This window comes from Betaproteobacteria bacterium (assembly GCA_016713305.1).
Taxonomy (GTDB): Bacteria; Pseudomonadota; Gammaproteobacteria; order Burkholderiales.
The window spans coordinates 738,331-759,059 of sequence record JADJPK010000031.1; the positions used below are offsets into that span (position 1 = coordinate 738,331).

The 20,729-nt window shown below is 66.1% G+C and carries 18 protein-coding genes and 1 pseudogene; 12 read left to right on the forward strand and 7 right to left on the reverse strand.

Annotation, left to right across the window (positions count from 1 at the left end; genetic code table 11):
- Window position 1: 1 nt before the first annotated feature.
- From IPK20_25005 to IPK20_25020, 4 genes are all read right to left on the reverse strand, one after another.
- Window positions 2-793, reverse strand: coding sequence for a DUF1365 domain-containing protein (locus IPK20_25005; protein MBK8019623.1), 792 nt, complete (start codon window positions 791-793; stop codon window positions 2-4).
- The gene (locus IPK20_25010; protein MBK8019624.1) at window positions 766-2,043 is read right to left on the reverse strand and encodes an FAD-dependent oxidoreductase; all 1,278 of its coding nucleotides are present in this window, start codon (window positions 2,041-2,043) and stop codon (window positions 766-768) included. The genes IPK20_25005 and IPK20_25010 overlap by 28 nt, the downstream gene beginning before the upstream one ends.
- Before the next feature lie 26 nt (window positions 2,044-2,069).
- Entirely contained in the window at window positions 2,070-2,879 is an 810-nt protein-coding gene (locus tag IPK20_25015; protein ID MBK8019625.1) for a GTP cyclohydrolase I FolE2, read from the reverse strand.
- A 99-nt stretch (window positions 2,880-2,978) separates the two neighbouring features.
- Window positions 2,979-3,308: a hypothetical protein gene (locus tag IPK20_25020; protein MBK8019626.1), complete on the reverse strand. Its 330-nt coding sequence runs from the start codon at window positions 3,306-3,308 to the stop codon at window positions 2,979-2,981.
- A gap of 208 nt (window positions 3,309-3,516) precedes the next feature.
- Here IPK20_25020 and IPK20_25025 point away from each other — a divergent pair, with 208 nt between their 5' ends.
- From IPK20_25025 to IPK20_25065, 9 genes are all read left to right on the forward strand, one after another.
- A complete protein-coding gene (locus tag IPK20_25025) occupies window positions 3,517-4,404 on the forward strand; it encodes a MerR family transcriptional regulator (GenBank protein ID MBK8019627.1) in 888 nt (295 codons plus the stop codon).
- Between the two features lie 31 nt (window positions 4,405-4,435).
- Window positions 4,436-4,573, forward strand: coding sequence for a DUF2256 domain-containing protein (locus tag IPK20_25030; protein MBK8019628.1), 138 nt, complete (start codon window positions 4,436-4,438; stop codon window positions 4,571-4,573).
- Window positions 4,563-6,098 carry a cryptochrome/photolyase family protein gene (locus IPK20_25035; GenBank protein MBK8019629.1) on the forward strand — a complete coding sequence of 512 codons (1,536 nt, stop codon included), beginning with the start codon at window positions 4,563-4,565 and terminating at the stop codon, window positions 6,096-6,098. Before IPK20_25030 ends, IPK20_25035 begins: the two co-directional genes overlap by 11 nt.
- A gap of 94 nt (window positions 6,099-6,192) precedes the next feature.
- Window positions 6,193-7,050 (forward strand): diiron oxygenase, encoded by an 858-nt coding sequence (locus IPK20_25040; GenBank protein MBK8019630.1) that lies wholly within the window; start codon window positions 6,193-6,195, stop codon window positions 7,048-7,050.
- Window positions 7,047-7,535, forward strand: coding sequence for a D-glycero-beta-D-manno-heptose 1-phosphate adenylyltransferase (gene rfaE2 / locus IPK20_25045; GenBank protein ID MBK8019631.1), 489 nt, complete (start codon window positions 7,047-7,049; stop codon window positions 7,533-7,535). The genes IPK20_25040 and rfaE2 overlap by 4 nt, the downstream gene beginning before the upstream one ends.
- A gap of 120 nt (window positions 7,536-7,655) precedes the next feature.
- Window positions 7,656-8,240 (forward strand): response regulator, encoded by a 585-nt coding sequence (locus IPK20_25050; protein ID MBK8019632.1) that lies wholly within the window; start codon window positions 7,656-7,658, stop codon window positions 8,238-8,240.
- 503 nt (window positions 8,241-8,743) lie between these two features.
- The gene (locus IPK20_25055; protein MBK8019633.1) at window positions 8,744-9,289 is read left to right on the forward strand and encodes a heme NO-binding domain-containing protein; all 546 of its coding nucleotides are present in this window, start codon (window positions 8,744-8,746) and stop codon (window positions 9,287-9,289) included.
- 127 nt (window positions 9,290-9,416) lie between these two features.
- Window positions 9,417-11,168 carry an ABC transporter ATP-binding protein/permease gene (locus IPK20_25060; protein MBK8019634.1) on the forward strand — a complete coding sequence of 584 codons (1,752 nt, stop codon included), beginning with the start codon at window positions 9,417-9,419 and terminating at the stop codon, window positions 11,166-11,168.
- 258 nt (window positions 11,169-11,426) lie between these two features.
- The gene (locus tag IPK20_25065; protein ID MBK8019635.1) at window positions 11,427-13,775 is read left to right on the forward strand and encodes a glycosyltransferase; all 2,349 of its coding nucleotides are present in this window, start codon (window positions 11,427-11,429) and stop codon (window positions 13,773-13,775) included.
- On the opposite strand, the gene IPK20_25070 is transcribed toward IPK20_25065, so the two are convergent.
- Genes IPK20_25070 through IPK20_25080 form a run of 3 tightly spaced genes read right to left on the reverse strand, consistent with a single transcriptional unit; the run spans window position 13,722 to window position 16,143 of the window.
- Window positions 13,722-14,426 (reverse strand): SPOR domain-containing protein, encoded by a 705-nt coding sequence (locus tag IPK20_25070; GenBank protein ID MBK8019636.1) that lies wholly within the window; start codon window positions 14,424-14,426, stop codon window positions 13,722-13,724. The two genes, IPK20_25065 and IPK20_25070, sit on opposite strands and share 54 nt — an antisense overlap.
- Window positions 14,423-15,166, reverse strand: coding sequence for a type III pantothenate kinase (locus IPK20_25075; GenBank protein ID MBK8019637.1), 744 nt, complete (start codon window positions 15,164-15,166; stop codon window positions 14,423-14,425). The genes IPK20_25070 and IPK20_25075 overlap by 4 nt, the downstream gene beginning before the upstream one ends.
- Window positions 15,163-16,143 carry a biotin--[acetyl-CoA-carboxylase] ligase gene (locus IPK20_25080; protein MBK8019638.1) on the reverse strand — a complete coding sequence of 327 codons (981 nt, stop codon included), beginning with the start codon at window positions 16,141-16,143 and terminating at the stop codon, window positions 15,163-15,165. The genes IPK20_25075 and IPK20_25080 overlap by 4 nt, the downstream gene beginning before the upstream one ends.
- 159 nt (window positions 16,144-16,302) lie before the next feature.
- On the opposite strand from IPK20_25080, the gene IPK20_25085 reads away from it, so the two are divergent.
- From IPK20_25085 to IPK20_25095, 3 genes and pseudogenes are all read left to right on the forward strand, one after another.
- Window positions 16,303-16,743: a hypothetical protein gene (locus IPK20_25085; protein ID MBK8019639.1), complete on the forward strand. Its 441-nt coding sequence runs from the start codon at window positions 16,303-16,305 to the stop codon at window positions 16,741-16,743.
- 187 nt (window positions 16,744-16,930) lie between these two features.
- Window positions 16,931-17,374 (forward strand): universal stress protein, encoded by a 444-nt coding sequence (locus IPK20_25090; protein MBK8019640.1) that lies wholly within the window; start codon window positions 16,931-16,933, stop codon window positions 17,372-17,374.
- 182 nt (window positions 17,375-17,556) lie between these two features.
- Window positions 17,557-20,656 (forward strand): annotated as a pseudogene (locus IPK20_25095) (efflux RND transporter permease subunit).
- Window positions 20,657-20,729: the final 73 nt, after the last annotated feature.

Consider the following 20,729-nt stretch of genomic DNA (forward strand, 5'->3'; position numbering starts at 1 on the left):
TTCATCGGGAGGTCTCCCGCGCCGGAGCCGCCGGCTTGGCGAAGAACGGCACGCCCTTCCACCACAGACGCAGTGCCTGCCAGTGGATCCTGGCCGTCACTGCGGCCGTCATCCAGGGATAACCGACGAAGCAGCGAAAGAGGCGCCCGGGCGTAAGCGCACGCCCGGCGCCGGAGACCGATGTGACGAGAAGTTTACCGTTCTCGTCCTCATAGTCGATGCGAATCCGCACGGCGGGTCCCTGCGACTGGAACTGGAAGCGATAGCGGCCCTTGACCGGAAGGAACGGTGACACGTGGAACACCTTCCACGCCTCCAGCATGTCGCCTCCGGCGATGGGGCGCGCATCGGAATGCGTCAGCAGGTAGTTGTGGTGCTCGCCGAAGGTGTTGTTGACCTCGCAGAGTACCGCCCGAAGCCTTCCCTCGCGGTCGTGGCAGAGCCAGAAGCTCACCGGATTGAAGACATAGCCCAGAACGCGGGGAAACGTCTGCAACCAGATTCTGCCGTCGGCGTACCCGCAGCCTTCGCGCTCGAGAAGACGGCGGATCCACTCGGCCGGATCGGTGCCGTCGCGGGCACCATGATCGCGGCGGTGCACGCTGAACACGTTGAAGCGGTCCACCGACAGGAACCGGCATACGGCTTCGTCGAGCCGGTCGACGTCCAGACGAAGAAAGAAGACCGGGTAGGCAAAGCGGTTGCGGCTGGGCTTCAGCCGCTCGTGCACGACCAGGCCGCGGTACAGCACCGCCGGGCCGCTCACTACGCCGCCAGGGCCTGTGTCTGCCATGGCGCGCGAATGCCCAGGGCGTTCGCCACGGCGAGCGCCGAAGCGAGACCGTCCTCATGAAATCCATATCCCGTCCAGGCGCCGCAGAACCACGTCTTCCGCCTGCCCTGGATTTCGGGCAGGCGTTCCTGCGCCCGGAGCGTGCCGGCGTCGAACACGGGGTGGGAATACCGCAGCGTCTGCATGACCTTTTCGAACCGCGGTTCGCGGACCGGGTTGAGGGTGACGATCACCGGAGTCCGGCAGGGGACCGGCTGCAGACGGTTGATGAGATAGCTCACTGACACCGGCCGGCCATCGGGGCCGTGGCTTCCCCCGACGTAGTTCCAGGCTGACCACGCCTCACGTGAGCGGGGAAGCAGGTCCTCGTCCGTATGCAGCCAAGCAACGTTGTCCTGATACCGGACGGCGCCGAGGATGCCCGCTTCTGCCTCATCCGCATCCTCCAGCAGTGCCAGCGACTGATTGCCGTGGGTGGCGAGCACCACCTCGTCGAAGTGGTCGATGCCCGAACCCGTGCGGACCCTGACACTGCTTTCGTGCCGCGCGACACCCAGCACCGGGCAACCCAGGCGCACGTCCCGAAGACCCGCCAGGATGCGTGCGACGTAGCTGCGCCCGCCGCCGTTCACCGTTCGCCACTTCGGCCGTCCATGGATCCGGAGAAGGCCGTGGTTGTGGCAGAAGCGAAGAAACGTGCGGGCCGGATAGTCGAGCATGGTCGCGGTCGGGCAGGACCAGATCGCGGCGCTCATGGGCAGCAGGTACCAGTCGCGGAACGACGATCCGTACAGGCCCCGGGCAAGATAGTCGCCCATGGAACCTCCGATCGCGCGGCCCGCCTCCACGTCTGCCGTGGCCTGCCGGTTGAAGCGGACGATATCCTTCAGCATCGCCCAGAAATTGCGGTTGAGCAGATTGCGCCGCTGGGCGAACACGGTGCCCAGCGAACTCCCCGCCCATTCCAGATCCTGGTCGTCGACCCGCACCGAGAACGACATGTCGCTCGCCGTCCATTCGACGCCCAGGGTGTCGAACAGGGCGCAAAGGTTGGGATACGTGCGGTCGTTGAATACGAGAAAGCCGGTATCCACGGGAAAGCGTTTCCCGTCCACTGTCACGTCGACGGTGTTCGTGTGCCCCCCTGCCCGCTCGTCGGACTCGAACAGCGTGACAGCGTGGGAGCGCGAGAGAAGCCACGCGGATGCGAGCCCGGCGATGCCGGAACCCACGACGGCGATTCTTTTCATGATTCTGGAAGAGCAGGAAAGCCGCCTTACGGCGACACGGACTTGTCCCTGACGATCGACGCGAAAGCGGAGTGGTTGTGGATGGACTCGAAGTTCTCCGACGACACGCTGTAGCGCCGCACCCGATCGTCCCGGTCCAGCCGCAGCGCGATGTCGCGGACGAGGTCCTCCACGAATTTCGGGTTGTCGTAGGCACGCTCGGTCACCCACTTCTCGTCGGGGCGTTTCAGCAGGCCGAAGACTTCACAGGAGGCCTCCTCCTCCGCAATCGTCACGAGATCTTCGATGGACAGCGCCTGGCCGCACAGCGCGCTGATCGTGATGTGCGAACGCTGGTTGTGCGCGCCGTAGTCGGAGATCTCCTTGGAGCAGGGGCAGAGGCTGGTTACAGGTGCGGTCACCGAAAGCGTGATCGAAGCGTCGGAACCCCGGATGCCCTCCACGCGCAGAACCACCCGGTAGTCCAGCAGACTCTCCACTCCGGACACGGGCGCCCGTTTCGAGATGAAGTAAGGGAATCGAAGTTCGATGCATCCTTCCTGAGCATCGAGCCGGGAGAGCATCGACGCGAACATCGCACGGAGCCCTGCGATATCCACCTGGCTCGCGTGTTCCTGCAGGATTTCCACGAAGCGGGACATGTGCGTGCCCTTCGCATCGGCCGGCAGGCGGACATACATGTCGGCTTCCGCCACCGTACCCAGCGCCGTCCTGTCGGCTTTCTGGACCGTCACGGGATGGAGCAGTCCGCGGATACCGACCCGGTCTATGGCCACGGACCGCGTGTCGCGCATGGACTGGATGTCTGGGAGCAGGAATTTCTCGGGGGCGTTCACGACTGCGTCACTCCGGCGTTGGGTTCAGGCCGCAGGCGGTCCGCACGGGGGGTGGCGCGCGGAGTGAGGGGAATTTGCCTGCGGCCTGAAGAGGGGAATTCAGTTGGCGATGGTGTGCAGGTCCGACCAGGGCATGAGCAGGAAGCGGTTTGCACAGCCGGTCGCGGCCTCGTGCATCTGCACGTAGAGGCTGACTTCGGCATCCGTGAACGCCGTGGGCGCCTGGGGCATGGTCGAAGCGTACGAATGGCCGGACGCGCGCCGCTCTGCCGATATTGTCCAGGACATATCGATTTCTTCGTTCATGAGCCGCTCGACCGAGACCCGGCCTTCATCACTGGCACCCCACGCCGATGTCGCGCTGTTCAATAGGGCGAAAATCGAAATGATGCCTGCAAGCACCTTGATCTTGCTGAAACGGGACAGCATCGCACACCTCTCTTTTGTCCTAGTCAACACTGTTCATGCGGCGTACCATACGGCGCGTCGCGTTTGATGTCAACACTTTGTCCATGACAATAGTTGGACAAGTATCTCGAGAGGTTTGAGCGTGAAAGCGGACAAATGGCAGGGCTTGTTCGAGAATCGGGTCGTGCAACCGCCTTCGAGCAACGGGCCCGTGAAAGAGCGACAAACGATGTTGAGCATCAGCGCCGTCGAGCGCGACACCGGTCTGTCCAAGGACGTGTTGCGGATGTGGGAGCGGCGCTACAAGTTTCCGACCCCCCAGCGCGACCACCACGGAGAGAGGATCTATCCGCCGGATCAGGTGGCCCGGCTGCGAGTGATCAAGCGTCTGATGGACCGCGGGTTCCGTCCGGGCAGGATCATCGGGATGCCGCAGGACGAACTCGAGGCGCTCGGCACGACGCACGCGGAACGGGAGGGGCGGGACGACGATGTCGAGGCGGTGCTGCAGCTCGTGCGCAACCATCAGCTTCCCGAGTTCCGTCAGAAGCTCAATCACCTGCTCATGAAGCAGGGCCTGCAGCGCTTCGTCATGGAGACAGTCGCCCCGCTCACCGTCGCGGTGGGCGAATCATGGGTGCGAGGCGAGTTCGCCGTGTTCGAGGAACATCTCTATACCGAGCAGGTGCAGAGCGTCCTGCGAAATGCCATCGCCGCCGCGCAGTCCCATGCGCGAGGACCGCGGGTGCTCCTCACGACATTTCCCGGAGAACAGCACACGCTGGGACTGCTGATGGTCGAATCGCTGCTGGTCGTGGAAGGTGTCGCAAGCATTCCGCTGGGCACGGAAACCCCCTTGACCGAGATCGTGCGGGCAGTGTCGGCGCATCGGGCAAACGTTCTGGCGCTTTCCTTCAGCTCGGCATTCCCCGACAGGCAGGCGGCATCCGGACTCCGGGATCTGCGGGCCGCGGTGCCGAAGGACGTCGAGATCTGGGCTGGCGGGGACTGCATCCGCCGCATCCGCCGGTCCATCGACGGCGTGCATTTCGTCAAGTCCCTCGATCAGATCAATCCGCTCATCGCCGCCTGGCGGTCCGGAAGACACGTGTACTGAGCCGTCGCACGAGCACGGCCCTTCCCCGGAAGTGAAGCAACCGCTGGCCGTGAAGACGTGCGCGCAGTGCGGCCGCCCCATGACGTGGAGAAAGCGGTGGAGGAACACCTGGATGCAAGTCCGGTATTGCTCGGAACGCTGCCGGAGGCACGCGAAGCATGACCGCTGACGTGCGCCTCGTGCTGGGCAACCAGCTCACGCTGCGCAATCCGGCTCTCCCTGTTGCCGGCGCCGGCGGTGCCACCGTCCTCATGATCGAGGCCCCGGGCGAATCCACGCACGTGTGGAGCCACAAGGCGCGTATCGCGGTCTTCCTGGCGGCCATGCGCCACTTTCACCGCCTGCTCGCCGGAGAAGGCCTGCTTGTCGAATACGTGCGTCTCGACGATGACGACGCACCGGAGTTCCAGGTCCGCCTGGAAAATGCGCTGCGACGGCTGGGGGCCCGGACGCTCACGGTCGCGGAGCCGGGCGATCATCGTGTGGCCGAGCACATCAGGGCAGCATGCGAACGCCTGCGGGTTCTGCTGCGGGTGCAGCCGGATACGCACTTCATCGTGTCGACGGAGGAGTTCCGCGCCTGGGCCGGCGGGCGCGCGACGTTGCGGATGGAACACTTCTACCGGTACGTCCGCCGCCGCACGGGCATCCTCATGAATGGCAGCGAGCCCGAGGGCGGCGTCTGGAACCTGGATGGCGAGAACCGGCGGGGGTTCGGCCGGCAAGGTCCGGGACTCGTTCCTGCGCCACCCAGTTTCGTCCCCGATGCGCTCACGGCGGAGGTGCTGGATCTCGTTTCCCAGCGCTTCGCCGATCATCCGGGAGATCTCGCGACTTTCGGCTGGCCGGTGACCCGCGAGCAGGCGCTCGTGGCATTGAAGTCCTTCGTGGACGATCGCCTCGCAGGTTTCGGCCCCTTCCAGGACGCCATGTGGTCGAGGCAGCCGCATCTGTGGCATTCGCTGCTGTCCTGCGCTCTCAATCTCGAACTGCTGGACCCGCGGGAAGTCATCGATGCTGCGCTCGAGGCCTATCGCCGGCATCGCCTTCCGCTCGCCAGCGTGGAAGGTTTCGTCCGGCAGATCCTTGGCTGGAGAGAATTCGTGCGCGGCGTGTACTGGCTCGACATGCCCGGGCTCGCACGGGCGAATCACTACGGTCACGACAGACCGCTCCCCGGGTGGTTCTGGACCGGACATACCGGCATGAACTGCCTGCGCGAGGCGATCGGTCAGACGCTCTCGCTCGGGTACGCCCACCACATCCAGCGGCTGATGGTCATCGGCAACTTCGCCCTGCTTGCCGGCTTGCGCCCCCAGGAGGTGTCCGATTGGTTCCTGGCCGTGTACGTCGATGCCGTCGAGTGGGTGGAACTGCCGAACACGGCGGGCATGGCGCTGTACGCCAACGGCGGGCGCTTCACGAGCAAACCGTACGTCGCTTCCGGCGCTTACATTCAGCGGATGAGCGACTACTGCGGGGGCTGCCGCTACGATCCGGCCTCGCGCAGCGGCGCGCAGGCGTGCCCGGTCACGCTGCTATACTGGGCCTTCATCGACAGGCACGAGTCGTCGCTGTCGTCGAACCCGCGTACCACCTTGATGGCCAGGGGCGTGGCACGGCTGGGGTCCGGCGAACGCCGCACCTTGCGGCAGGAAGCGCAGCGCGTTCTCGCCACCATGGAAACTTTGTGATGTTCAGACCGGCCGCCTCGCCCGGCGCCGCATTCCCTTTGTCCGGACCGGCACGCCCGCGCCACCGCTTCCGCGCGGCCCGGTCCTTTTCGAGATGAGTTCGATGCTCTATCCGGAGATCTTCAAGTCCCTGGAACAGGTCCGCTGGAACATGGCCACCGACGTTCCCTGGGGCGAGTTCGATGCCTCCCTGCTCACCGAGGAGCAGGCCATGACGATCAAGATGAACGCGATCACCGAGTGGGCGGCACTTCCGGCCACGGAGATGTTCCTGCGGGACAATGCGAACGACAGCGACTTCTGCGCGTTCCTGTCCGTCTGGTTCTTCGAGGAGCAGAAGCACTCCCTCGTGCTCATCGAATACCTCCGCCGCTTTCGCCCGGATCTCGTGCCCACCGAGGACGAATTGCATGCGGTACGCTTCGAGTTCGATCCGGCACCGGCGCCCGAGACGCTCATGCTGCATTTCTGCGGAGAGATCCGCCTCAATCACTGGTACCGGTGCGCGGCCGACTGGCACACCGAACCGGTCATCAAGCACATCTACCGCCTCATCTCCCGCGACGAGGCGCGGCATGCCGGCGCATATCTTCAATACATGCGGCGCCTGGTCGAACGCCTGGGCGACGATGCCCGCGCTGCCTTCGCCCGGATCGGCATGCTGATGGCCAGTTCCGCCCGCAGCAGCAAGCCGCTGCACCCGACCAACCTGCACGTGAACCGCCAGCTCTTTCCGAATGACACGGTGCAGTCGCGCCTGCCGGACCCGAAGTGGCTGGAACGCTGGCTCGATGAGCAGATCCGCTTCGGACGCGAATGGGAAGGCAAGGTCGTCGGCATGATCCTCAAGAACCTCTCCCTCCTGTTCGACCGGACTTTCGCCACGGTTGCCGATCTCAATCGCTATCGCAAGGAGATCGTGAAGCCTCTGGACGCCCCACGGCCCGCATGAAGCATCCGGCCCCCGGATTCGAGGCAAAAATCTGCGCTCCCGAGACCATCGCGGGACGTGCCGGGCAACTGCCGCATCCGGTCGTCTTCACCAACGGCGTCTTCGACATCCTGCATCGCGGTCACGTCACGTATCTCGCCCAGGCTCGGGCGCTGGGCGCGAGCCTGGTCGTGGGCCTCAATTCCGATGCGTCGGTCAAACGCCTGGGCAAAGGTGACGACCGGCCCGTCAATCGCCTCGAGGACCGGATGGCCGTCATCGCAGCCCTCGAATCCGTGGCGCTGGTCACCAGTTTCGAGACGGACACGCCCCTGGACCTCATCCTCCAGGTGCGTCCCGACGTGCTGGTGAAAGGCGGCGACTGGACGGTGGACCGCATCGTCGGCGCGGCCGAGGTGATCGGCTGGGGCGGCAACGTCCATTCCATCCCTTTCGAACACGAACGTTCCACGACCGCCCTGCTGAACCGTATCCGGCTTAGCTGAGCTCACACCGACATCGCCTGTCCAGGACCCCCTTCCCGCGGAGGTCATACATTTTTTTGGCCATAAAATGAAAAAAATGCTAAAGATGAAAAAAATGAAACCGTAACTGGAGACATGTGGATGCAAGACCCCGATACCCTCACCACCCGCGAAGCCGCCCGGCGGCTCGGCGTCTCGCTCCGGACGGTGCAACTCTGGACCGAGAACGGAGCCCTCGATGCCTGGAAGACACCGGGCGGTCATCGCCGCGTGCTGCTGGCCGCGGTGGACCGGATGCTCGCGCTACGGCAACCGTCAGCATCGAGGGAGACGGGACGCAGCCTCCGGGTGCTGGTGGTGGAGGATGACCCGACCCTGCTCCATCTCTACCGCACCCAGCTCACCACACTGTCGGTGCCGGTCGACTTGCGCATCGCGACCAACGGGTACGAGGGACTGATCCGGATCGGCGAACAAGTGCCCGACGTCCTGATCACCGACCTGATGATGCCCGGCATCGACGGATTCGGAATGCTCAGGACCTTGCGAGGCCGGCCGGGACTGGAGTCCATGGACGTGCTGGTGGTGACGGGCCTGACCACCGGCGACATCGCCCTGGAGGGCGGGCTGCCGGGGGACATCACCGTGCTTTCCAAGCCCGTCCCGTTCGCCGCGATCGAGCAGCGCCTTGCCCTGAAACTTGCCGCGATGGAAGACGCCCGATGAATTCCGCTTTCGCTGTTGCCTTGCCAGGAGTACCGAACATGTTGACCCCCGACATCCCGAACGCCGATGCAACCCCGCCGCGGGAAGACCGCGCCGGATCACGCGAGGCTGGCGGCAGGAGAACCCCTTCCCAGGGACATGCGGCGATCGGCCGCGACGGCCGCGTCATCTACGTGAACGGAACCTTCGCCCGTCTGACCGGTTTGCGCGCAGAGGACGTCGTCGGGACGACCGAGGAATCCCCTGGACGCGCTCCTGGAGTCCGTGTGCGATCCGCACCGTCCCTACCCGAGCTTCTCGGAAGCGCCTGGCCGCTCGAGCAGAACCCGGCGCACCCCTGGGCCGGGAGGCCGTGCTGCATCTTGCGGCGTCTCCCCGCATCCTCTCTCACGAAGCGTCAGGCACCTCGCGGGCGACTTCAAGATCGTCGGGTTGAAATTGATCGACGAATCGGAAACCACAGGCACAGCCGCCTGAACGCACCAGCAGCGGAGAAGTCCATCATGCATACGATCCTCGAGAACGCCGTCGAACGGCTCGTCACCGAGCTTTGCGGCGCCAAGGCCTGGCGCGAGCTGGAACGCAAGGCCAAGACGGAAGACTGCGCGCTCGAGGGAAAGAATCTCCCTGGCGAATCCACCGAGCGCCTCGTGCTCGCAGCCGCCGAGTGGATGGGTCTCACCTGCGAGGAGATGCTCGAGGCGCTGGGCGAATTCATGCCGCTGTACGTGGCGGAAACGCTGCCTCGTCAGGACGGTCTGGCGGCTGGCGGGCTGCTGCGTGCCCTCGACGAACTGGACGGCCGCCGCGCACGGGGACCGCACACCCTGCCGAGGATGCGGTCCGTCGAACTGCGTGTCGACGGTAACGGCGAGCAAGCTCGCACGATCCACTGCGAATCGGCCTATGAAGGCGTCGCCTCGGTGCTCGTGGGTTATCTCAAGGGGCTCGGCCAGCGCTTCGGCACGCCTCTGGAAGTCAGGCACGTCGTCCGGCGCACCCCCGCACTGCACAAGGACACGTTCGAGGTCGTTCTCGCGGCCGCCTGAGCGGCCGCTCACAGTCTCCCGAAGAGAGGTCCACCCCCGCGAGGAACGCGCGTTGGCACGAGCCGGCAACCGTGGCGGTGTTCGCCGGTTCTGCTAACGTTGCGCGTCCTCGCGGCCGCCGGGCGTCCTGCACGCGGCCCTCCTTCGGAGACTCTTCGATGTTCGAGCATTCGCGTCGCTGCTGCGCGAGCTGTGGCAACTCGCCCGTCCCTACTGGTATTCCGAGGAGAAGACCTCGGCGCGCCTGCTTCTCGCGGCCATCATCGCGCTCACGCTCGCGATGGTGTACCTGAGCGTCCAGTTCAACAGCTGGTACAACGACTTCTACAACGTCCTGCAGGAGAAGCGGAAGGACCAGTTCCTGACCGAGATGGCCCGTTTCATGGGGCTCGCCATCGCGTACATCGTGGTGGCGGTCTATGCCTTCTATCTCAATCAGATGCTGCAGATCCGATGGCGGCGCTGGATGACCGCCAACTACGTGAACGACTGGCTTGCGGATCGCGTGTACTACCGCATGCAACTCGCTGGCAACCACACCGACAACCCCGATCAGCGGATCGCCGAAGACATGAATCTCTTCGTGTCCGACACTCTGGATCTCGTGCTGGGACTGCTCAATGCCGTGGTGACGTTCATCTCCTTCGTCGGCATTCTCTGGGGACTGTCCCGGGCGCTGGAGTTCACGCTCGGCGGCGAGACGTACGAGCTGTACGGATACATGGTCTGGGTGGCCGTGGTCTATGCCTTCGTCGGGTCCTGGTTCACTCACAAGCTGGGACGGCCGCTGGTAAAGCTCAACTTCGACCAGCAGAAGTTCGAGGCCGACTTCCGGTTCGGGCTCGCGCGCTTTCGCGAGAACACCGAGGGCGTGGCCCTCTACAGGGGCGAGCGTGACGAACTCGATGGCTTCCGCGCCCGGTTCGGTGAAGTCCTGGGAAACTGGTGGCGCATCATGAAGCGCCAGAAGATCCTGAACTTCTACACCAACGGCTACAGCCAGCTCGCCGTCGTCTTCCCCTTCCTGGTGGGCGCACCTCGGTATTTTTCCGGCGCGATTCCGCTCGGTGGACTCATGCAGATCTCCAACGCGTTCGGCCAGGTGCAGGGATCGCTTTCCTGGTTCATCAATGCGTACACGGTGTTCGCCCGCTGGCGCGCCGCCGTGGAGCGGCTCACCGGCTTCCACAACGCCATCGCCGAAGCTCGCGCGGCCGCGGCGCGGGTCGAACTCCAGACGGTCAGCAGTCAGGGAGCGGCGCTGTCGGCCGAGGCGCTGGACGTGAACCTGCCCGACGGCCGCACGCTGGTGCGCAATGGCCGGTTCGAGATCGCCCCGGGTGAACATCTGCTGCTTCGCGGCCCTTCCGATTCCGGCAAGAGCACGGTGTTCCGCACGCTCGCCGGGATCTGGCCCTTCGCGGGCGGCAAGCTGCAACTGCCGCGCGACTACGAACCGCTGTTCCTCCCGCAACGGCCCTACTTTCCCCTGGGCACGCTGCGGCAGGCCCTGGCGTATCCCGCGCGCGCGGAGCGTTTCTCCGACAGCGAGATCCGCGCGGTCCTCGAACTCACGGGCATCGCCCACCTGGCCGCCCGCCTGGAAGAGACGGGCCAGTGGTCGCAGCAGCTCTCGGGCGGTGAACAGCAACGCGTCGCCTTCGCCCGCGCACTCCTGTTGAAACCGCGCTGGCTGTTCCTGGACGAAGCCACCTCCAATCTGGACGAGGCCGCGGAAAGCCGCATGTACGAAGTGCTGCTCGAGCGTCTGCCGGCCACCACCGTGGTCAGCATCGCCCATCGGCCGACAGTCGCCCGGTTCCATACACGCGTGCTGGAACTTCGGCCCGAAGACGCGCAACTGGCTGCAGCGGGTTGACCGCACCGGGAAAGCGCCACTGCCGCAAGGGACGATCCGATCAATGAACGCGACCGAACGTGCGGATCGGACCAGTCCTGATGGCGGACGCTGCCAGGGATAGCACTCTTCTTGCACCTGGGGCGGGCACAAGCGTCGGCCGTACTCCTGCCGCACGCAATAACTCGTTGATCCAAGGAGAGACGCGCAACTCGCCGGAGTGCGCGGCAGCGTCGCTGCATTCGCCGCTGTAGCCCATCCCGACATGCGCCACCAGGTTTGGCCGCTCCCTACCCGCCCCCATCGGCGCCTGCTTCCGCGCCAGCCCCCCTGCCGGAGCCGGCAGACGGCAACCTCACCGGTCCGCAACACGATCGCCTGACGTGGCTGCAAACCATCCTCGCCGCGGTTTTCGTCGTGGTGGGCCTCGCCTACCTCGGCTGGCGCGCGACGACGTTCAATCCCGGCGCGCCGATCCTGTCGGGAATCGTCTACGGAGCGGAGGTGCTCGGCTTTCTGGCGTCGCTGCTCATGCTGTTCATCACTGCCCGCCTGTCGGTGCGCGAACCGCCGCCGTCGAACCCGGATCTCCTCGTCGACGTGATCGTCAGCGCGCGGGACGAATCGGTGACGACGGTCCGCAGAACGCTCGTCGCAGCGGCGAGGATGCGCTATCCCCACGCCACCTGGCTCGCTGACCAGACCGGCCGCGCGGACTTGGCGGAACTTGCCCGGGAGCTGAACGTCCTGTACGTGAGTGCCGTCCAGGACAGGGCCACTGGAAAGCGTTCCGACGCCATGGCGGGCGTGCTCAAGCGTGCGTGCGGAGCGCTGGTCGCGGTTCTGGCCGCCGACCACACGCCGTCACGCACGTTCCTGGAACGCACGCTCGGATACTTCAGGGATCCGCGGGTGGGACTCGTGAGCACCCCGCTGGCCGCCTACAACGTCGATTCGTTCGAGCATGTCCAGGGCGACCGGCGTTCCGTCTGGAGCGAACAGACTCTGTTCAACAGGGTGATCCAGCGCGGGCGGGACGCCTGGAATGCGGCAACCTCGGGCGGCTCCGCCGTCGTGTTCCGCCGCGGTGCGCTGAACGACATCGGCGCCACGCCGGAGATTGCACGGGGCGAGGACCTCGACACGTCACTGCGCATGCACCGCAAGGGTTGGCTCACGGTCTACCACGCCGAGCCGCTCGCCTTCTGTCTCGCCACGACGGATTTCGTACCCTACGTGCAGCAGCGCACGCGGCTGGGTCAGCAGGCGATTGCCGCCCTGCGCCGGCACGCGTCGGCACTGACGGGCGGAGAGCTCACGTGGGCGCAGAAGGCGTGTTACCTGGGCGGCGCGCTGGGACAGCTGGAGGGATGGCGAAAACTGGTCTTCTACACTGCGCCCTTCGCGAGCCTTCTTACTGGACACGCGCCGGTCGCCGCGATCACCGTCCCTCTCGTGGTTCTGTTCGTCCTCTACTACGGGCTCAACTTCTGGGTGCACGAGGAATCCAGCCGCGGCTACGGGCGCGCCTTCGAGACGGAGCGCTACCGGATGGCACGCCTGTCGGCTTCGCTGCTCGCGGTTCGCGGGCTCATGAAATCGACGGACTGGAAGCGCGTGTGGAAGAGTTCACCCGGACGCTCGTCGCGCTCGCAACGATTCCGTTACCTGATCCCGCAGTCCGGGGTCCTGGCGATGAATGCACTGGCCATTCCGGTCGGTCTGGCGCAGAGCTACTCGGGAGGCACCGTCGCGAACGCCGGCACGCTGGCCATGTCCGCCGTGTGGGCGCTGGGCAACATGGTCCTCGCCCAGACAGTGATCGGTCTCAGCCGCCGCGCCGCATCCTGCCGCCGGCAGGACTACCGGTTTCCCATCGCACTCCCCGCCATGCTGAACCATCGCGGCACGCGCCCGTGCGCGGGGGTCGTCGACGACGTCTCCGCGACCGGCTTCCGCTATTACGGAGTGCTCCCGCGGGAACTGGGCCCGGGTGAATTCGTCACCGGCCAGATCCTGCTGCCCAACGGCCCTCAGCCCTTCATCGCCGAAGTCCACACCGCCTCCGGCAGAGGTGCCGACCGCAGGCCCCGGTCCATCGGCTGTTCGTTTCTGTGGCCTACGCCCGGTTCCGGCGACGAGCTGCTGGGTTTCCTGTACGGGTCCGACCTGCAATGGCGACTCAACCAGTTCGTCGAGAAATCGCTGACGCCGATCCAGCGCATGGCGCGCTTCCTGGGACACGGTCCCCGGGGCAGGGAATCCGGCCAGGAATACTGGGCGGCGGCGACCTGCCAGACGCTGGACGGCATCTCGACCATGCATCCGGGCATCATCACCGTGCCGCGCAATTCGCGACGCGACCGGACGCTGGTGGCGTTCCGCAGGCTGCTCGCGAAGCTGCCCCTGCGGCTCACGGTGACCTCCCGCACGGGCGTGCGCCACATGAACGGCCACGCCGAACTCTTCGACGCGTTCCACGCGAACGGCTCGCCGCTCTACGCGTACCGGTTCCGTCCCTACGTGGATCCGGGGCAGGCACCGGTCAGGCATCCGCCGCCGGGACCCGAGCCGTCACTGGGGCCCTGGACACGCCGTGGCTCTCACCTCGGTCGCGGGAAACGCTGACTTCACCTCCAGGATGCGCTGCGTCTCGGCGTCGACCGGATCGCGCAGATACAGCGCGGTCATGCGGATCTGATGCTGGCGCGCGCCGATCACGGCACTGGTGACCCCCTTCTCCCTGAGCCTCTCGGCGAACCGTTGTGCCGCTTCGATCGTGCGGAAGATGCCCAGCGATATCGCGAACCGCATGTCGGAGGATTCCTGCACCACGTAGGTTTCCATCACGCCCAGGGCATTGAGCCGCGCGACTTCGCGCTCGGCGAGTTCGCGCGTCTTGCGCGGCGGGACGTACACCCACCAGCCCGCCATCGCCACGATCGGCGCTGCCGTGAGCCGGCCTTCTGCCCGCAGGGGCACCAGCGCCTGCTGAACGCGGGCGAGTTCTTCCTGGGAGAACGGTCCGAACTCGAGACAGGCAGCCGCGGCGGCCGGCTGCGCCGGGGATCCGTTCGGCGCTTCCGGCACCGGCGGGGGTGCGGCCGGGGGCGGAGGCACCGGCTCGGGTTCGCCACGCACGATCCGGATCTGCTCGGCGCCGACCGGTTCCCGCTCTGCATCCCCTTCTGCGCGGCGATGCTCTCCCAGACCGAGCAATCCGAAGACGGCAACCCCGGCATTGAGCACGATCAGGATCACCAGCGCGATCCTTTTCACGCCTGCCCCTCCGCTATCACGCGCAGCCCCTCCAGCACCAGTTGTTCGATCCGGATCACGCGTCCCGCAAGATGTTCCGCGATCGTGTCCGCGGCCCCGCCCGAGAGCACGATCGGAACCTCGCCCTGCACAGCCTGCCGAAGCGCCTCGTGCGCCCGCAGCACCGCGCCGGCCGCTGCATCGATGGCACCGGTCATCATGGCATCGGCCGTATTGGCCGGAAACGCGCGATAGGCACCCTGGGATCTTCGCAGGCCCGCGGTCCGTTGTTCCAGGGCATCCAGCATGGTGTCGATGCCGGGCATGATGCGCCCCCCGAGAAACCGCCCGCCGCGGTCCAGCGCATCGAGCGTGATGGCCGTGCCCGCGTTGACGACCAGGCAAGCGCCTCCGACGTGCGAATACGCGCCGATCATCGCGGCCCAGCGGTCCGCACCCAGCTGGCCCGGCCGGTCGTAACCGCTCGAGACGCCAGCCTGCCGTTCGCACGACGCATTCCAGCGGATGGGGAGGCCTCGCGCCGAAAGTGCGGATTCCACATGCGCGGCCGCGGTGGCGCCGGCGACGTTGCACCCGACCGCACGCACGGGTTGCTCGGGCAGCCGCGACATGGCATCCGCAAAGGCCGCGCCGTCTGCCGTGTCGACGGAGCCCGTCGCGATCCAGCCGCCGTCCCGCGACAGCCCCCACTTGATGCGCGTGTTGCCGGCATCCACCAGGAGCAGCACCGGCGCACTCATGCGGGCAGACGCCTGCGCACGCTCACCTCGCCGCCGTGACAGGTCCGCACACCGGCCGGGGTGGCGACGCGCAGGGCGCCCGTCGCGTCCGTGCCCTCGACGATCCCCGACACGACGGAACCGTCGGCGAACGTGACATCCACGGGCCTGCCGTGCAGGACGTGACGCTTTCTGAATTCCGGCTCGAGCGGTGCGAATCCGCCGTCGACGAACTGGTCCAGCGTTCGAGCGAGCATTTCCAGGACAAGGCCCAGCAGCATATTGCGGTCGCCCGTTCCGCCGGCGCCATGCACATCCGCGACAGGCTGATCCACCGCTTCGGCGACGGCGTCGGTGAGGCGCATGTTGATGCCGATGCCGATGACGGCCGCCGAGGGTCCGAGCGCGTCGCCCTGCAGTTCGATGAGGATGCCCCCGAGCTTGCGTCCATCGACCTGAAGATCGTTCGGCCACTTGATGCCGACGCCGCGGGCGCCGGCCTCTTCGAGCGCTCGCGCGCAGGCTAAGCCCACCACGAGACTCAGTCCGGACAGGCCGCTCACCCCCTGTTCGAATCGCCACAGGACGGAGAAGGTGAGCGCGCCGCCCATGGGATTGAGCCACTGCCTGCCGCGCCGGCCGCGGCCTCCGGTCTGCGTTTCCGCCGCCAGCACCAGACCGCCGGGATTGCCTGCGGCCGCGCGTTGCAGGAGATCCGTGTTGGTCGACCCCGTCGACGCGACCACCTCCACCCGGAACCGCGACGTGGCGCTGCCCAGCGCGCCTTGGATGGCGGCCGAATCCAGCCAGACCACCTCATGCTCCAGCCGGTATCCCAGGCCGCGCACCTTCTCGATGGCGACGCCGAGCGACTCGGCCTCCTGGATGGCGTTCCAGACGGTCGCCCGTGTCACCGATAGCGATGCGGCGATCGCTTCGCCGGACACGTGGCGTGTCGCCGACAGGCACTTCAGCGTGGCAAGAGTGAGCGGGTTCATGGCGGGCTGCGATGATAGTCCGCAGCCGCCCGGCCGTGCGCGTTCGGGCGCACAATTGTTTGCCCCGCGCCCGGTGAACGGCAGGGGGCGCGCCGCGAGTGCGGCAAGGGATTGCCGTGCTTCCATGTTCCCGTTCCTGCCCCGCGCGAAGGAGGAGCCATGGCGAGAATCACTTTGCACTACCGGGATCTCGAATCCGCATTCGACTTCGTCAGCGCGGCCGCTCCCAACGAGCACGCCGCCTACATCGCCCTGGACGATGGCCGCATCCACTGGGTCTCCGAGCATGGCGAGATCGACGAGCCGGTACCGGACGATCTTGACCAGGAGGGACGTTACATCGAGGTACCGCACAAGTACGACCTCGACCTGGGAAACCGGCTCGCGCTGCGCTTCGCGGAGGCCTTCTTTCCGCAGCACCACGACGAGGTGGACGGACTCTTCCGCAGAAAAGGCGCCTATGCGCGCTTCAAGCAGTGGCTGGAGGAGGAAGGGGAGCTGGAGCAGTGGTATCGTTTCGAGGCCGAATCCACACGGCGTGCCCTGCTCGAATGGTGCGAGGAGAACGACATCGCGGTCGTCGGCTCGGACCCCGAATGAGGTACGCGCGCATGCGGCCAACGAGTCATGCATTGCGCGATGGATTGATTTGCGTCAACGTGATTCCGGCGTGCGGGACGACACTCGATCCCGAATGCGGCGGGCGGCCACAGGCACACCACCGCGACGCTGGCATCGACCGCAGTCCCGGCACGAAACGAACTCGCCCTGAAAGGAGCTTCAAGCCATGTACAAGCGCATCCTGATCCCCGTCGATGGCACCCCACTGTCGAAGAAGGCCATCCGCGAAGGACTCAAGCTCGCCAAGACGTGCGGCGCCAAGGTCACCGGGTTCTTCTCGCCGCCCGAGTACGAGGTGCTCATCTACGGTGAATATTTCCCGCCCGATCTGATGCCCCGCGAGGAATACGACGAGCGCGCCGCGGCCAACGCCGAGAAGATCCTGGGCGCCGTGGAAAAGGAAGCGCAGTCCGCGGGCGTGGAGTGCGACACGTACTTCGAGCCCAGCCGCATGCCCTGGGAAGCCATCATCGCCGCCGCGAAGAAGAAGCGCTGCGATCTGATCGTCATGGCGTCCCATGGACGCAAGGGACTGACGGGCGTGCTGCTGGGCAGCGAGACCACCAAGGTGCTCACGCACTCGAAGATCCCGGTGCTCGTGGTACGCTGAATTCATGATCTGACCCGAGGGCCGGCGGGCCTGTCCCCGCCGGCCTCGTCACGTTCATCCGGACCCCCGGAGGGCGGTCCGGTCCTGTCGCCGACACGGGATGCCGGTGCGTCTGCCTTGTGCATCGTGCCGCCAGCGGCTTTACCGAACGACGATCGACTCGCCCTTGCCGAAGAGAAAGCATGCTCGATGGACTGATTCGCTGGTCGCTGCAACAGCGCCCTCTGGTGGTGATTCTGGGTGTGGTGCTGCTGCTTGCCGGAGCCATGGGACTCGGACGGCTGGCGGTCGACGCCTTTCCCGACGTGACCAACGTCCAGGTGCAGATCGCCGCCGAGGTACCCGGCCGGCCGCCGCCCGAGGTCGAGCGGTTCGTGACGGTTCCCATCGAGGTCGCCATGCGCGGCCTGCCGGGCCTCACCGAGATGCGATCGCTCAATCGGAATGGCGTTGCGTCCATCACCCTGGTGTTCACCGATCGGACGGACGTCTTCTTCGCGCGTCAGCTGGTGCTCGAACGTCTGATCGAAGTGACGCCGAGAATGCCGCCCGGCATCGTTCCGGTACTGGGCCCGATCACCACAGGTCTGGGCGAGGTCTACCAGTACACGCTCGAGCGCCCGGACGATGGCGATCGAACGCTGAGCGTCGACGAGTTGCGACTCCGCCGTGACGTCCAGGACTGGATCGTACGGCCAATGCTGCGCTCGGTTCCCGGCGTGGCCGAAATCAACACCCAGGGCGGCTTCGTCAAGCAATACCAGGTCCTCCCCGATCCCGACCGGATGCGCCACTACGGCGTTTCCATCCGCGATCTCGTTGACGCCGTATCGCTCAACAACGGCAATTCGTCGGGCGGCGCGCTCTTCGCCGGTGGCGAGCAATTCCTCGTGCGCGGAACGGGGCTCATCGAGACGCTCGACGACATTCGGCGGATCGTGCTCAAGGAACATGCGGGCGTCCCGGTCAAACTCGACGACGTCGCGGATGTGGTCATTGGCGAGGAAGTTAGGGCCGGGGCGTCGGTCAAGAACGGCAAGGACCGAGTCGGTCGCCGGGATCGTCCAGATGGTCCGCGGAGGCAATGCCAGGGAGGTGGTCGCGAGAATCAAGGACAAGGTTGCGGAAATGAACGCGGACCCCGGCTCCTGGGAGGCCTGCGCATCGTCCCGTTCTACGACCGCACCATGCTGGTGGACGCGGCGCTGTCCAACGTCGGCAAGGTCCTGATCGAGGGCATCGTCCTGGTCGTCGTGGTGCTGTTCCTCTTCCTCGGCGACGTCCGCTCGTCGCTGATCGTCGTCTCGACACTCGTGCTGACGCCGCTCGTCACGTTCCTCGTGATGGGTCAGATCGACCTTTCCGCCAATCTCATGTCGCTGGGCGGTCTCGCCATCGCGATCGGACTCATGGTGGACGGTTCGGTCGTGGTCGTCGAGAACGCATTCTCGCGGCTGGGGGAAACGGGGGAGAACTTCCGCGGCCGGCTGACCGCCGTGCGGGAAGCGACGCTCGAAGTGGGCAAGCCGGTGCTGTTCGGCGTGGGCATCATCATTCTGGTGTTCCTGCCGCTGCTGAGCCTCGAGGGCATGGAAGGCAAGCTTTTCGCCCCCCTCGCGCTCACCATCGCCATCGCACTCACCATCTCCCTCGTCCTGTCGCTCACGCTGTCGCCCGTGCTGTGCTCCTTCTTCCTCAGGGGTGGCGAGGAGCACGACACCTGGCTGCTGCGTCTCTTCAAGCGTCCGTACGTCATCGCGCTGGACATCGCGTTGCATCACGGCAAGAAGGTGGCGGCGGCCGCAGTGCTCGCCATGGCCGCCGCGGTGGCCTGCGTTCCCCTGCTGGGACGTCCTTCATTCCGGTGATGAAGGAAGGGCAGCTCACACCGGTGATCGCCCGGGTGCCGAGGATCGCCATCGACGAATCCGATCCGGATCGAGCGCGAAGCGCTGACTTCCATCATGCAGATCCCGGGCATCGTGAGCGCCGTGTCCCGCCTTGGGCGCGGCGAATCGCCCGCCGGACGCGGGTCAACCCCACGAGTCGGACCCCATCGTCACACTGGCCCCGCGGGAACAGTGGCCGGACGGCTGGACCCAGGACACCTTCGCCGACGCCATTCGCGAGCGCCTCGAGAAACTTCCCGGCATCGAGTTCTCGGTGAGCCAGCCCATCGCCGCCCGTGTGGACGAGATGGTATCGGGCGTACGGTCGCAGGTGGCGGTGAAGGTCTTCGGTGACGATCTGGACGTTCTCGGCAATCTCGGCCGGGAGATCAGCCACATACTCCGCACCATGCCCGGCGCCGTGGACCTCCGCACCGAACGGGTGTCAGGCCAGAACTACCTCACGGCAAAGGTGCGGCGGGAGGAGATCGCCCGCTACGGCATCAACGTGGAAGACGTGCACGACGTCATCGAATCGGCGATCAGAGGCAGCAGCATCACCACGATCTTCGAAGGCGAGCGGCGCTACGACCTCGCGGTGCGATTCCCGCTCGAACGCCGGGCGAGCATGCGCGACGTCGGCGACATCGCGATCAAATCCGCGAGCGGCGCGATCATCCGGCTCCGCGATCTGGCGGATATCCAGCTCCTGGACGGCCCGCCACAGATTGCCCGCGAGGACGGAAAGCGCCGGCTGGTGATCGGCGTGAACGTCCAGGACCGCGATCTGGGCGGATTCGTGGCGGAGGCCAAGGAGCGCATCGCGAGGGAAGTCCGGATGCCCGCCGGCTACTACCTCGAATGGGGCGGTAAGTTCGAGAACATGGAACGGGCCATGACGCGGCTCGCGATCATCATTCCGGTCAACATCGCCGCCATCTTCTTCCTGCTGTTCCTCCTGTTCGGAGCGGTGCGATACGCGCTGCTGATCATCCTGGTACTTCCGCTGGCAGCGATCGGCGGAGTGTTCGGGCTGCTCGTGTCGGGCGAATATCTTTCCGTGCCGGCCGCCGTGGGCTTCATCAACCTGTGGGGTATCGCCGTGCTGAACGGCGTGGTGCTCGTGAGCCGGATCCGGGAGCTTCGGCTGGCCGGCCAGGCCTCGACCGAAGCGGTGCGGGCAGGTTGCCTGGCCCGGTTCCGGCCCGTCATGATGACCGCCACCGTGGCCATGCTGGCGCTCATTCCGATGCTGTTCTCCACCGGTCCAGGTTCGGAGGTCACCCGGCCGCTCGCAGTCGTCGTCATCGGAGGACTGATCAGTTCCACGACGCTGACTCTGCTGGTCCTGCCCGTGGTCTACCGGTGGTTCGAGGGACGCTCCGCCGCCTGAGCGTCCTTCCGCTGCCGGCCTGGCGGCGGATCCGGGATGGCGCGCTCCACGATATCGGATCGCACGGCCTCCG

What these genes read in the sequence shown, in the direction of transcription:
- IPK20_25005 (MBK8019623.1), bottom strand. Translation starts at nt 793, where the DNA reads ATGGCAGACACAGGCCCTGGCGGCGTAGTGAGCGGCCCGGCGGTGCTG.
- IPK20_25010 (MBK8019624.1), bottom strand. Translation starts at nt 2,043, where the DNA reads ATGAAAAGAATCGCCGTCGTGGGTTCCGGCATCGCCGGGCTCGCATCC.
- IPK20_25020 (MBK8019626.1), bottom strand. Translation starts at nt 3,308, where the DNA reads ATGCTGTCCCGTTTCAGCAAGATCAAGGTGCTTGCAGGCATCATTTCG.
- IPK20_25025 (MBK8019627.1), top strand. Translation starts at nt 3,517, where the DNA reads ATGTTGAGCATCAGCGCCGTCGAGCGCGACACCGGTCTGTCCAAGGAC.
- IPK20_25035 (MBK8019629.1), top strand. Translation starts at nt 4,563, where the DNA reads ATGACCGCTGACGTGCGCCTCGTGCTGGGCAACCAGCTCACGCTGCGC.
- IPK20_25040 (MBK8019630.1), top strand. Translation starts at nt 6,193, where the DNA reads ATGAGTTCGATGCTCTATCCGGAGATCTTCAAGTCCCTGGAACAGGTC.
- rfaE2 (MBK8019631.1), top strand. Translation starts at nt 7,047, where the DNA reads ATGAAGCATCCGGCCCCCGGATTCGAGGCAAAAATCTGCGCTCCCGAG.
- IPK20_25050 (MBK8019632.1), top strand. Translation starts at nt 7,656, where the DNA reads ATGCAAGACCCCGATACCCTCACCACCCGCGAAGCCGCCCGGCGGCTC.
- IPK20_25055 (MBK8019633.1), top strand. Translation starts at nt 8,744, where the DNA reads ATGCATACGATCCTCGAGAACGCCGTCGAACGGCTCGTCACCGAGCTT.
- IPK20_25075 (MBK8019637.1), bottom strand. Translation starts at nt 15,166, where the DNA reads ATGAGTGCGCCGGTGCTGCTCCTGGTGGATGCCGGCAACACGCGCATC.
- IPK20_25080 (MBK8019638.1), bottom strand. Translation starts at nt 16,143, where the DNA reads ATGAACCCGCTCACTCTTGCCACGCTGAAGTGCCTGTCGGCGACACGC.
- IPK20_25085 (MBK8019639.1), top strand. Translation starts at nt 16,303, where the DNA reads ATGGCGAGAATCACTTTGCACTACCGGGATCTCGAATCCGCATTCGAC.
- IPK20_25090 (MBK8019640.1), top strand. Translation starts at nt 16,931, where the DNA reads ATGTACAAGCGCATCCTGATCCCCGTCGATGGCACCCCACTGTCGAAG.